At 63.0% G+C, this 11,597-nt stretch carries 13 protein-coding genes and 1 pseudogene; 6 read left to right on the forward strand and 8 right to left on the reverse strand.

Going from position 1 to position 11,597, the window contains the following annotated elements; translation table 11 throughout:
• The first annotated feature begins 244 nt into the window (after positions 1–244).
• Both LG661_RS22815 and LG661_RS22820 read left to right on the forward strand, forming a co-directional pair.
• The gene (locus LG661_RS22815) at positions 245–712 is read left to right on the forward strand and encodes an Rrf2 family transcriptional regulator (protein ID WP_230534292.1); all 468 of its coding nucleotides are present in this window, start codon (positions 245–247) and stop codon (positions 710–712) included.
• Positions 702–1,379 (forward strand): class I SAM-dependent methyltransferase, encoded by a 678-nt coding sequence (locus tag LG661_RS22820; protein WP_230534293.1) that lies wholly within the window; start codon positions 702–704, stop codon positions 1,377–1,379. The genes LG661_RS22815 and LG661_RS22820 overlap by 11 nt, the downstream gene beginning before the upstream one ends.
• A gap of 235 nt (positions 1,380–1,614) precedes the next feature.
• Here the strand turns inward: LG661_RS22820 and LG661_RS22825 are convergent, their stop codons facing one another.
• On the reverse strand, positions 1,615–2,319 hold the full coding sequence (locus LG661_RS22825) for a TetR/AcrR family transcriptional regulator (RefSeq protein WP_230534294.1): 705 nt from the start codon (positions 2,317–2,319) through the stop codon (positions 1,615–1,617).
• Positions 2,320–2,369: 50 nt separating this feature from the next.
• Between LG661_RS22825 and LG661_RS22830 the strand changes: the two genes are divergently transcribed.
• From LG661_RS22830 to LG661_RS25290, 4 genes and pseudogenes are all read left to right on the forward strand, one after another.
• Positions 2,370–3,101, forward strand: a complete 732-nt coding sequence (locus LG661_RS22830) for an SDR family oxidoreductase (RefSeq protein WP_230534295.1) — start codon at positions 2,370–2,372, stop codon at positions 3,099–3,101.
• Between the two features lie 279 nt (positions 3,102–3,380).
• Positions 3,381–4,013 carry a tyrosine-type recombinase/integrase gene (locus LG661_RS22835; protein WP_230534296.1) on the forward strand — a complete coding sequence of 211 codons (633 nt, stop codon included), beginning with the start codon at positions 3,381–3,383 and terminating at the stop codon, positions 4,011–4,013.
• A gap of 171 nt (positions 4,014–4,184) precedes the next feature.
• Positions 4,185–5,156, forward strand: a complete 972-nt coding sequence (locus LG661_RS22840; RefSeq protein ID WP_230534297.1) for a zinc-binding dehydrogenase — start codon at positions 4,185–4,187, stop codon at positions 5,154–5,156.
• Between the two features lie 171 nt (positions 5,157–5,327).
• Positions 5,328–5,492, forward strand: a pseudogene (locus tag LG661_RS25290) (cyclophilin-like fold protein); the annotation flags it as partial.
• A 225-nt stretch (positions 5,493–5,717) separates the two neighbouring features.
• Here LG661_RS25290 and LG661_RS22845 read toward each other — a convergent pair.
• The 7 genes from LG661_RS22845 to LG661_RS22875 form a co-directional block, all read right to left on the reverse strand.
• On the reverse strand, positions 5,718–6,098 hold the full coding sequence (locus tag LG661_RS22845; protein ID WP_230534298.1) for an ester cyclase: 381 nt from the start codon (positions 6,096–6,098) through the stop codon (positions 5,718–5,720).
• A gap of 132 nt (positions 6,099–6,230) precedes the next feature.
• Positions 6,231–7,046, reverse strand: coding sequence for an SDR family oxidoreductase (locus tag LG661_RS22850; RefSeq protein WP_230534299.1), 816 nt, complete (start codon positions 7,044–7,046; stop codon positions 6,231–6,233).
• A gap of 11 nt (positions 7,047–7,057) precedes the next feature.
• Entirely contained in the window at positions 7,058–9,745 is a 2,688-nt protein-coding gene (locus LG661_RS22855; protein ID WP_230534300.1) for an NAD-dependent epimerase/dehydratase family protein, read from the reverse strand.
• Positions 9,746–9,829: 84 nt separating this feature from the next.
• The gene (locus LG661_RS22860) at positions 9,830–10,309 is read right to left on the reverse strand and encodes a c-type cytochrome (protein ID WP_407666813.1); all 480 of its coding nucleotides are present in this window, start codon (positions 10,307–10,309) and stop codon (positions 9,830–9,832) included.
• The gene (locus LG661_RS22865) at positions 10,293–10,832 is read right to left on the reverse strand and encodes a hypothetical protein (RefSeq protein WP_230534301.1); all 540 of its coding nucleotides are present in this window, start codon (positions 10,830–10,832) and stop codon (positions 10,293–10,295) included. The genes LG661_RS22860 and LG661_RS22865 overlap by 17 nt, the downstream gene beginning before the upstream one ends.
• A gap of 105 nt (positions 10,833–10,937) precedes the next feature.
• A complete protein-coding gene (locus LG661_RS22870; RefSeq protein ID WP_230534302.1) occupies positions 10,938–11,282 on the reverse strand; it encodes a hypothetical protein in 345 nt (114 codons plus the stop codon).
• Between the two features lie 90 nt (positions 11,283–11,372).
• Positions 11,373–11,597, reverse strand: a 225-nt coding sequence (locus tag LG661_RS22875) for a hypothetical protein (protein WP_230534304.1), incomplete at its 5' end; no start/stop codon positions are given.

Here is an 11,597-nt window from a genome sequence, read left to right on the forward strand (position 1 = left end):
TGCTTCAGTGGCCTTCTACCTCAATTAACGAGTCCTGAGCCTAGCGCTGCTACACTCACTCCCACCAGTTTGCGAACAAGGCACCAACCTGTTGCCGCCTGTTGTTCACGGCGCCCTTCCGGTCGTGCAGATGCGTGGCGGAAGGTCCGCCGGACGGCTCAGAGCTGGCTCTCGGTGACGAGAGAGGAAGCGAGGAGGCCCTCCCGGGTTGACACCCCGCACATCATGCAACATTTTGAGTTACATGAGCCGCGACAGCCGCGTCTCTGGCATCCTGCACGTCCTCCTCCACATGGCCGAGGAGGACGCTCCCGTCACATCGGAGCACCTCGCCAAGGCGATGCGGACCAACCCTGTCGTCATTCGGCGCATCATGGCCGGACTGCGCCAGGAGGGTCTGGTGCGGTCCGAGAAAGGGCATGGCGGCGGCTGGAGGATCGCCCGTGATCTTTCAACGGTGACGCTCCGCGACATCTACGAAGCGATTGGCTCACCCGAAATCTTCGCTATCGGGAACCGAACAGAAACGCCGGGCTGTCTCGTGGAGCAGTCGGTGAACGCGGCGATAAACGACGCCTTCGACAAGGCGCAGATCCTGCTACTCGAACGGTTTGGGGAGGTCACACTGGCCGCGCTGAGCGCGGACTTCCACGCCCGCATTACTCGGCGGGCCAATCAATGCGCATTTGAGGACCAGACCCATGCATCATGAAGCATTCTCTGATCCCCAGGCAGTTGCACGCTATACTGAAGGGCCGCCACGGATGGTGCCGGGCTTCGCCGACATGCAACGCATGGCCATGATTCTCCTCGCCGAACGTGCTCCGGATAACGCGCAAGTGCTCGTTCTCGGCGCGGGTGGCGGCCTCGAAATCAAGGCGTTCGCAGAGGCACAGCCTGGCTGGTCATTCGTTGGGATAGATCCGTCCGCTGCGATGCTGGACCTCGCGCGGGTGACCCTCGGCAACCTCTCGGGGCGTACGCAATTGCACCAAGGGCTCATCGACAGCGCGCCGGAAGGCCCGTTCGATGCCGCGACCTGCATTCTGACCCTGCACTTTATCGAGCGCGAGGAGCGCCTGCGAACGCTCAAAGAGATTCGGCGCCGCTTGAGACCCAGTGCGCCCTTCGTGGTCGCCCACTTCAGCTTCCCGCAAGCGTCAAACGAGCGTGACCTCTGGCTTGCTCGATATGCGGCCTTTGCGATCACTTCCGGCATCGAGCCTTCTATGGCGAAGAATGCGCAAGCTGGGATCAGTGCCCGCTTGCCGATCCTTGCGCCTGAGGACGACGAGCAACTCCTGCGGGATGCTGAGTTCAGTGGGATCGGCCTTTTCTACATGGGCTTCGCGTTCCGCGGCTGGGTTGCGTACGCCTGATCGTTGCTTCCCTTTTAGGTCACGAGGAGGAGATCGATCCGAAGAGTGGGGCGGCTGAATTACCTTGGCAGGCAGACGATGACTTAGAAGGTATGATCCATCTGGGTCTATGAAATCTCTCCGCTTGGACGTTCACTGGAGCCGCAGCTAGGGTCATCCTGACTTGGGTGGAGGAAAATTGAGAAGACGTCTTGGCGGCACAGAGAGCCTTTGCGCCTTCAAACCAGAACTGAGCTTAATGAGACGATGCTCGCGGAGCAGGATCATAGCCGCCGGCTCTGCGCGGAGGTAGCTTGACCGCCTCGAGATAAGCGATGCACATCAAGACCAGGTGCCTATGCACGGCGCTGGCCTCAGGATCAGGCAGATTGCGCTCGAACACGCCGCGTACCGTGCCGAAGATCGAAGTCAGAAGCGTCAGATTGACGGTCGGCAGATCGGCAAAGACGGCATCGGATGCGCTGGCAAACATCGCAGCGGTTGCGGCATCCAAACGGCGGGCGAATTCCTTGATCAAGGGCTCGTTATCCAGCTCCACAACCGACCGGTAGAGTGCGCGAGTCACTTCGGGCCGTTCCGTCTTGGCGTTCCAGTAGGTCGTCACAAGCACGTCGATCATCCGGTTGATCGAAGCACCATGTTGCGCCTGACAAGCGCTCTCTACCTTCTGGGCCAGAACATCCAAGTAGTGCTCGTTCAGAGCATAGAACAGCGCATGCTTGTGAGGGAAGTACTGATACATGGTACCAACAGAGACACCCGCCCGCTCAGCGACCCGTGTGGTTGTGAGACGTTGCGGGCCATCAGCCAGCAAAACCTGAATGGTCGCCTCAAAAATGGCGTCCACTGTCACCGTGGCTCGCGCCTGACGCGGCTTTTTACGGGGTTTTAGATGGGCGGGTGGGTTCGACGCCATAAGCGAATCCTCAAACTGAAGCATCCTTCATATCTTGAGTTCTCACAGGAACCCAACACCTGAAGGAGCCGTTCATGGCTGACACCAACCGCATCGCCCTCGTCACGGGCGCGAATAAGGGCATTGGGCTCGAGATCGCCCGTCAGCTTGCGCAAGCTGGAGTTTTCGTCATCGTCGGCGCCCGTGATCCCGCACGGGCCCAGGCGGCCGTCGAGGACCTCTCAACTCAGGGGCTGCCAGCACAATTCGTGCACCTCGACCTCAACGATCATGTGAGCATCGCAGCGGCTGCGGAGACGATCCGGGTGGAGCACGGCAGGCTCGACATTCTGGTCAACAATGCAGGTATCGTCGACGCGGCGGACGGCCCTCCCACCGCGTCTTCCCCCGAGGCCGTTCACCGGATCATGGACACGAACTTCGTTGGCACCATGGCGGTGACGCAGTCGATGCTGCCACTCCTGCGCCGATCGCCAGCGGCACGGATCGTCAACCTGTCCAGCTCTCTTGGCTCGCTGACGCTCAATGGCGATCCGACGTCCCCTTACTACTCTGCGCGATTGATCGGCTACAATGCCTCCAAGGCGGCACTGAACATGCTGACCGTGCAACTGGCTCAAGAGCTGCGCGGCACCTCGATCGTCGTGAATTCGGTGAGCCCAGGCTTCGTGAAGACTGATCTGACCGGGCACAGCGGTTTCATGACGCCTGAAGAGGGGGCACGACTGCCGGTCGCGTATGCACTGCTCGGTGAAGACGCGCCTTCCGGTTGGTTTGTCGAGCCGAACGGCGAAACACCTTGGTGAGCCGGCTGCTCTATGCACAGCCTCGCCGTCATCCGACCCGTGAGACACCGGGTTCATAGTCGGTAGCATCTCCGATCTCAGGGACGGTCCATCGGTGTCGAAGCGAACATTCGGAAGGTCTGCTCAGGGTCACGAGGAGGAGATCGACGCAAAGTAGCGAACGTCCAGCTTACCTCGCTAAGCTGACAAAGAGTTTGGAAGGGATGCTCAGCGCGGGTTTCCTATCGGCACAAACGGCCAAGGTTCATTGTAGGGGGGCTTCGTTTCAGGAGCACTGCAATGCAAGATTGTACCGCTGACCATCCCTGCCGAACCAACTCCCCTTGGAACCGAGGCAAGCTGATTGGACCAAAGCCGCCTCTGAAAGCCAAAGAGATCTGGTCCGTTCGGGTCAGGCTCCAGGTTGCCCATCGCATTCGGGATTTAGCCCTGTTCAACCTGACGCTCGACAGCAAGCTGCGAGCCTGTGACCTTGTTGCGCTCCGAGTTGATGACGTGGCTCTCAATGGGCGGGTGCGATCCAGAGCTACGGTCATGCAGCGAAAAACCGGCCGGCCTGTTCAGTTCGAGATCACAGAGCAAACCCGGGAGGCTGTGGGACGCTGGCTGGAGAAGAAGAGCCTGCACAAGGGCGAGCCCCTATTTCCGAGCCACGTCAATCGCGCGAGGCCCATGACGACGCGCCAGTACGCTCGCCTGCTGGCATCCTGGCTTCGTGCGATCGGTCTCGATCCCCTCGCCTACGGTTCTCACTCCCTGCGGCGGACCAAGGCCCCGATGATCTACCGGAGAACGGGCAACCTCCGGGCCGTCCAACTCCTGCTGGGTCACACCAAGATTGAGAGCACCGTTCGGTGTCTCGGCATTGATGTCGACGATGCCCTTCTGATTGCCGAACAGGTTGAGATCTGACCGCCTGAGGTGGCCCGCCATCGAGCCGCCTCAGAGCCTACGGCCTGTTACCGGGCAAAGTCCGGACCTGAGGCTCAAGCAGCCACAAGGCAAACGATCGGGGGGTGCCAAATCTTGCTCTCAGGATCACCAAACCTAATTGAAGAACCTCTTCAGAAGAAGGGATTGCTCATGCGCAGCATTGTATTCGAACGGTTCGGCGATCCGGCCGAGGTGTTGATCCTTGCCGAGCGTGAGCGGCCGGCGCCCGGGCCGGGGCAGGCGCTGGTCCGAATGATCCTGTCCCCCATCCACAATCATGACCTGATGACCGTAGCTGGCACGTATGGCATCAAGCCGCCGCTGCCGGCGATCGGCGGCACGGAGGCGCTCGGCGTGGTGGAGGAACTCGGCAGCGGGGTCGAGAACCTCCAAGTCGGGCAGCGCGTGATCGGCGGCGGCCAGCAGACCTGGGCCGACTATTACCTGGTGGATGCAAGGCACGCACGCCCTGTGCCCGATGGCATTGACGATGAGACCGCCTGCCAACTCATTGCCATGCCGCTCAGCGCCAAGATGGTGCTGGCCGACCTTGGCCTTCAGCGCGGCGACTGGCTCGTGCAGAACAGTGCCAATGGCGCGGTCGGACGCCTTCTGTCGCGCTTTGGCACGGAAAAGGGCGTCAACGTGCTCAGCCTTGTTCGGCGTGACGCGGCGGTCGCCGAACTTGCCACCGCCGGCATCACCAACGTCGTGTCGACCGAGCAGCCCGGCTGGGAAGCGCGCGCCCGCGATCTTGTCGGCGATGGATCGGTTCGCGCCGGCCTGGACTCCGTGGGCGGCGATGGTCCTGCGCAACTTGCACGCCTGGTGGCCGACGGCGGCGAGATCGTCATCTTCGGTGCCCTGAGCGGTGAGCCGATCCGCATAGAGCCGTCTGTCGCGATCTTCCAACAGATCACCATTCGGGGCTTCTGGGGCGCCAAGCCAGGCCTCGCGCCCGACGTGATCGGCGGCCTACTCGAGGAGGTCGTCGCCGAGGCCGCCGATGGCAAGCTCACGCTCCCGGTCGACGCCACCTTTCCGCTCGATCGGATCGCCGAGGCTGTGCGCGCCAACAACGAACCTGGTCGCAAGGGTAAGATTGTCCTACGCGGGCGGTGATCAGGCTCGAGGAGCAAGGCAAGGGTAGCGTATCAGGGGCACCAGCCCGATGGCGGAGCGCATCGACCCGCAAGGCGAAAGCCGCCGAGGATTGCCAGCGGCTCGAGCCGTACAGGTGGTATCCCGTCTGCCGGACTTCTGTGCGAAGCACGGGATCGTTGCCGACATCGAGATGATCCGGGCGGTCTCTGTTACTTCATGACCTGGAGCAACCCGGCCATGTTCTACGCCACTCGCCGTCGAGACGGCCTGATACGGCTCGGCCGCTTCGAGACGATTTGCGTGCGTGGCAAGTTCCCGCTGCGTACCGCGCGCATCCCAAAGGTTTCGGATTGACTTAACGCAACTTCGATGAGCCACAGCCTTTGGTAATGTCTGTTGTGGGCCGGAACCGGGATTTCCCACATGTGCGGAACGTCCGGTTCGGTGAGGATTGCTGCCTCAGAGCTTAGGTCTCAGGCGTGCCATTACTGGACGTTCGCCGTAGCTAGGGTAAGGCAACAGCGTTGCTTGGAGCCGTAACCTCAAGTCTTCGCAAACCGGCATGAGCGGCGGTGCAGCCTAATGTCTATGCTTTCGCCTCAGCTCAGCGAGGGGGTCGCCCAGATGGGCATCCGCGCCCAAGAATTGGCGTCTGCGGGTCCAGGTGTCCTCCAGCCCCCAGAGGCGCGCGATGCGGCCATCATTGATCCTCATCTTCCGTCCCGTCGCGGGAGTGCCAAGCCAGTCCCCGTTCTGGGTGCCCTCACAACGAAACCGCGCCACGACGGTTTCGCCTTCCGCGACCAGCTCAACGTCTGTCTGCCTCCAATCGTCGAAGGCTTCCCTGAACTGCATGAAGGCCGGCCGGAGCTTCGGGGCGAGCACGGGCGCGGAAAGGTCGTCGAGTGCGACAAGGTCCCGCCCGCTGATGGCCTTTTCCACCAGCCGCTGAATGAGCAACTGCGCCCCCCAACCAACAGCTCCTCAAGGGGAGCACGAGCACCAAGGTCAACCTGCAAAGCTATCCCGAGGACCGGTTGCGCGGTTGAGGTCCGGCTTGGTTTTTCATCGCGGGCCAGCGGCGGCACTTGGTTAGCCGTTTTCCCGAAAGCCCGGGTAGAGGGTCATTCCACCGTCAACGAAGAGGGTGGTGCCAACAACGTAGTCGGATGCATCGGAGGCGAGCCACACGGCCGCCTTTCCAATGTCCTCCGGTTCTCCGACGCGCCCATAGGGAATCAGTTTGAGGAGCTTGCGCTCGGCCTCGGGCGTTTCCCACGCCTCCCGGTTGATCGGTGTCTTGATCGCACCGGGCGCGATGCCGTTCACGCGGATACCGGCTTGCGCCACCTCCTGGGCGAGGCTTTTCATCATCAGCATCACTCCACCTTTCGAGGCGGCGTAGTTGACGTGCCCTGCCCACGGGATGACCTCGTGCACGGACGACATGCAGATGATCTTGCCGGCCGCGCGCGAGATCGACGGGTCTGGACTTTGAGCCAGAAACCGGCGCACTGCCTCGCGGGCGCACAGGAACTGGCCCGTCAGATTGACGTCAATGACCCGGCGCCACTGGTCCAGCGTCATCTCGGTGAAGGCGGCATCCCGCTGGATACCGGAGTTCGCAACCAGGATGTCGGTGCGGCCGAAGGCACTGCCGAATTCGTCGAACATGGCCCGGACCTCGTCCTCGCTCGACACATCGGCCCTGAGGACGACCGCCTCACCTCCCGCACTGCGGATGTCCTCGACAATCTGCCCGGCCCTCTCGGGATGCGAGCGGTAGTTGACCCCCACCGCCGCCCCAGCGGCGGCAAATGCCCGGGCAACGGCCGCCCCGATGCCGGAACTGGCGCCGGTGACCAGCGCCTTCTGGCCCTGGAGAGGACGAACAGGAACATTGGACATAGCGGCTCTCCTCAGAAAACGTACCGGTCCCAACTGGCGTAGTGCTCGGCCGTGCGGCGTCCACGCGGCAGGCTCAATCCGATCAGCGCAAGCCCCAGGATCACGCTGATGACTGATGCTGACCCTGACGCCCCATCAAGCATCCAGGGCGCGACCACCAGCCAGGCACCAAACAGCACATTGATGAAACGGAGCGGACGGGCGACCTCCGCCGTCGCGATGATTGCGACCGCGATGGTCAGGGCCCCGACCACGTGATCGCTGTTCGCCATGGCCCCCGTCGTGCCGAGAATGGGCCTCGTCAGCATCAGGAACGCCCCGATCAGGATGGCAAGACCAAGCGCCCACGGAAGGGTGATGCCGCGCGTCGTGTCGGTCCAGAATTTAGCCGGGCTCGACAGGTTGTCGGACTTGTCCTCCTGGCCGCCCTCCACGGCATCGCCCTTTAAGAACGTGCGGATCAGCGGCTTGCCCTGGCGGTGCGCCCAGTACAGGAACTGTCCCATCGCAATCACCTCATCCAGCGCGAACGGAATCATCACCAGCATCGCGAGTGCAGCAATGAGCGCCGGCGTGCTCCAGGTGCCGATCAGGATCGGCTGGATGATGATGAAATAGATGCTGACGACCCCAAGCGGGATCACAAGGATGCCGAAGAAGGTCACCATCCACGGCATGGTCCGCCAGCGGGCGCGGCTGCCCATGACCGCCATGAGGATCTCCAGCATGTAGCTCACCGCCCCGAGACCGGCGTCCGGGATGGGCCAGGCCTTTGAGACGTCAGATGTGATGATCTCCTCGGTCCCGTTCCGGGGGTCGGCGGGATTTCCCATGAAGAACGGCTCCCAGGCATAATCCACGTGCCCGAGTTGGTAGGCCGTGAGCATGCGCGAGATCAGAAGGCCGATTAGGCCTAAGGCTGCAATCGGCAGCCGCTGTGCGGCGGTCGAAGGGCAGTAGGTCCAGCCCGGCGGGACCACTTTAGGATCCATCATCCCTGCCATGCTCATGCCGGGCATCATGGGCACGAGCACAGCAAAGGCGATCACCAGCGAGCCAACAAGAAGATCGTTCTGGAACTGGGCGGCGCTGGGGCTCCAGAACAGGAGCGGCGCGAACAGGAGCCAAATGCCGACAACCGTGTTCGCCCACTGCGCGAACCAGGCGGTGCACTTTGAAAGCGACAGGGTGCCGAACACCGCAATCAGCAGGCCGCTGATGATGTCGCTCACCATGAGAGCCCCAGCCCGCCACTCGACGGATGGGAGCCCCCGCTCCTGCGTCACGGCCCGGACGGCCTCGCCCACGGTCTCGGTGGTCACGGCATCATAGACGAGCGGGCTGGCGGCCAGCCACAGCCCCAGACCGATGTTAGCGAAATGCGCCCAGCGGGTGCGGCGGGCGTCCTCGTCCATCATGGCCGTGTGATCGTGCCCGCCAGAGGCCATCATGCTCCCGTGGTCCATCATGGCCTCATGATCCATGTGGCCGGCATGGCTGGCCTGATCATCGCCCTTCTTCGGCGAGCCTTTGGCCTCCGGAGCCCTGTGGTGCCCCATCATTCCATGATCGGGCGCGGCATGCGTCTTCGCCGATGCGGCTGCCTTGTCATGCCCCTGTGATGGCCGCTGGCCGTACCAGGCGACTAGCGCCTGATTGAGCTTGTTGGCCTTGTACCAACCGGTGGGATCGCGCTTGAGAGCCGCCACCATCTTCGGCAGCGTTTCCCGCAGCGAGTGCTTTGGCTCCCATCCGAGAAGCTGGCGCGCGCGCGCGATGTCGAGGATGTAATGGTCGCTCGACTGCTCGACCATCCAGGGCTTGATGAACTTATCGTTGCCCAGCACCTCGTTCTGGACCCAGGTGCCCGCCTTGGCGAGGGACTTCGGGATGCGGAAGGTTGTCCACTCCTCGCCGTGCATGGCCTCGCCGATGATGTCCTGCACCTCGGCGTACCCAAGCGCCTCGGGCTCGCCGATAAGGAGCGGCAACTCGGGCGGGAGATCCCGCCGTCGTTCAATGACCCGTGCGAAGGCTTCGGTGAGGTCGTCGAGGTGGACGAAGGACTGCCCGGCGCAGAGCATGCCGGGATAGAAATGGGATACGAGCCGGTGTTCATAGATACGCGCCACCTGCTCGGCGACGAACGGCGAGTGGCCGAGGTCGCCATAGACACCGGCAATGCGCAGCATCACGACCGGGATGCTGCCGTGCCGCTCGCGCAGCAGGGCTTCCGTGCGCACCTTCGACTCCGGATACGCCCAGGACGGCCCGATGGGTGAGTTCTCGTTGATGATCTCGTCCGGCTGGTCGGTAGGCCTGTGGACCAGCATCGTGCTGGCGAACACGAACTGCTCGACCTCGAACGCCTGGAACCCGTCGATGAGGCGGCGGGTGCCCTGAACCGTGATCTTGTCGTAGAGCGGGTTCGGCTCGCCCGAGACGTCGTAGTAGGCCGCCAGGTGCACGACAGAGGCGATGCGGCTGCCAAAGCGCCGCCGTACTTCGTCGAGAGCGGCGGCGATCTTCTCGTCCGAGCTCAGGTCGAAGTCGACGGCATGCGCCGGCGCGGGCGGGTCCGGCGGACCAGGGCGGTCAAGGGCGACCACCGTGTAGCGGTCGGCCAGCCGCTTGATCAGGGCACTGCCGATGAAGCCGGTTGCGCCTGTCAGAACCACGACGTCCTTGCTCTCGGGCATGTGTCACTCTCCGTCTCCTGCATTCTGGGCCGGCCCGGCCTTGCCGCTGTGAATTCCTTGCGGGCGCCGATCTGGCTGGTTCGATCACGGCCGGGCCGCCTCTGCCTTGCTGCGCTCTTCCTGGTACTCACGAGCCCTGGCGGACCATGTGCTGCGGATGAACGCCAGAACCGCCCTGATTTCGGCATCGCTGAGGATCCCCTCGAACGCCGGCATGTCACTTTCGTAGCCTGGCACGACCGCTCCCATCCCCTTCTTTGTGATCAGGAAGAGCTCGCGGTCCCCATGATGCCAGGTGTGCCCGCTCTCATCATGCGGGGGAGCGGGCATGCGGCCGTCCTCCTTCGGCGTCTGCCAGTCAGGCTGACCCTCAAGGGCGGCCCCGTGGCAGGCGGCGCAGTATGAGGCATAAAGCTGCCGGCCCAGGGCTATCTCCCGTCTGTCTGCGGCCGCCTGCATGCCGAGCCAGACAGCAGCCCCGGCGAGGACGATGACGGCGGCTCCGACCGCGGGCCATGCCCAGCGGCCGAGGATCCGGGTAAGAGCGCTATTTCGCAAGTGCACCGGTCTGACCGTTTGCCGGATCCCGCAGCCGCCCGGCCCAGGCAAAGGCGGCGAGTGGAATGACAATCCATTGCAGGAGCGGTGACAGTCCCACGTCGAATCCCAGCACCGTGACGACCGGCATCAGGTCGGAATAGGCCCACGCCGCGCGAATGACGATGTTAACCCACTCGCTGAAGGTGGTGTAAGCAACGCCGAAGATGATCGTCAGGGCAGCCACCGCGCGGAACCGGTCCACCGGCCAGGCCCCGTTCCCAACCAGCAGGAGTGCAAGAACCAGGGAGGACAGAGCGATGAGAACGTCACCACCGGTGCAGTGGACGGCGGCGAAGGCAATCTCGCCCCACGTTCCGGTGTTCCAGATCGTGTAGAGCGGCATATGGGCGAACTCCCAGGCAAGATTGCCCAGGAGGATCACAATAAGGTAGCGCCGAAAGGCTGTTAGCCACAGCGCGTGGGATCCCTTTGCGAGCACCTGACCTGAGCCAGCCTCTCGGGTGCCGGTCGGCAATATCTGGTTCATCCTGGCCCCTGTACATTGCCCAGTGATGCGCTGAGCTGCACCCGAAGCTTCGACAGTTGAGGAGCGGGAGCATCATCAGCCTCCGCTCCTCGGCAAACACGCAGATCACCGCGTCCGGTTCATCTGCTCCTGCATCTGCTTCATCATGGCTGTCATCTCAGCCATGTGCCTTTGCATCTGTTCCATGTTGGATGCCATCTGCGCATTGCGCTGCATCATGGGACAGCCACCCTGCATCATGCCGCCCATCATCATCCCACCCTGCTGCGAGGGAGCCTGGGCGCCCGGGGCCGTCTGACCGGCGCCGGGCTGCATCGTCCCCATGCCCTGCATCGGAGCCGCTGGCGCAGGTTGCGGGGCCGGAGAGGCTGGTGATGGTGCCTGGGCAAAGGCGGCCGTGCCGGCAAGCGTCAAAAGGCCCGTCAAGGCCAGTGTCGGGAAGGTTCTCATCGGGTTTCTCCAGTTGCTGTCGTTCCTGAAATAGGGCCCCCACGACTATGTCGAAGGCCTGCCGCCCTGTTCCTGCGGCTAGGCTCGATTTCAGCGGCGCAGGTACTTCACCAGCGCCGCGATCCCGAGGACAAGCAGGATGGCGATGAGGAGCCAGACAAGGCCCATCCCCGCCATCATCCATCCCATACCCGTACCGTCCATCATGCCCATCATTGCGTGTTCCTTTACGAGTTCGACGCGCCGAAGCTGCTCCAGGTCCGGCCCTGGTCCGTGCTGGTCAGCACCCGGCCCTTGCCGGTCGAGGCAAACAGC

The sequence above is a fragment of the Microvirga roseola genome (assembly GCF_020866965.1).
Classification (GTDB): domain Bacteria; phylum Pseudomonadota; class Alphaproteobacteria; order Rhizobiales; family Beijerinckiaceae; genus Microvirga; species Microvirga roseola.

Coding starts and splice junctions, on each gene's coding strand:
- LG661_RS22815 (WP_230534292.1), top strand. CDS start 245: ATGAGCCGCGACAGCCGCGTCTCTGGCATCCTGCACGTCCTCCTCCAC.
- LG661_RS22820 (WP_230534293.1), top strand. CDS start 702: ATGCATCATGAAGCATTCTCTGATCCCCAGGCAGTTGCACGCTATACT.
- LG661_RS22825 (WP_230534294.1), bottom strand. CDS start 2,319: ATGCTTCAGTTTGAGGATTCGCTTATGGCGTCGAACCCACCCGCCCAT.
- LG661_RS22830 (WP_230534295.1), top strand. CDS start 2,370: ATGGCTGACACCAACCGCATCGCCCTCGTCACGGGCGCGAATAAGGGC.
- LG661_RS22835 (WP_230534296.1), top strand. CDS start 3,381: ATGCAAGATTGTACCGCTGACCATCCCTGCCGAACCAACTCCCCTTGG.
- LG661_RS22840 (WP_230534297.1), top strand. CDS start 4,185: ATGCGCAGCATTGTATTCGAACGGTTCGGCGATCCGGCCGAGGTGTTG.
- LG661_RS22850 (WP_230534299.1), bottom strand. CDS start 7,046: ATGTCCAATGTTCCTGTTCGTCCTCTCCAGGGCCAGAAGGCGCTGGTC.
- LG661_RS22855 (WP_230534300.1), bottom strand. CDS start 9,745: ATGCCCGAGAGCAAGGACGTCGTGGTTCTGACAGGCGCAACCGGCTTC.
- LG661_RS22865 (WP_230534301.1), bottom strand. CDS start 10,832: ATGAACCAGATATTGCCGACCGGCACCCGAGAGGCTGGCTCAGGTCAG.
- LG661_RS22870 (WP_230534302.1), bottom strand. CDS start 11,282: ATGAGAACCTTCCCGACACTGGCCTTGACGGGCCTTTTGACGCTTGCC.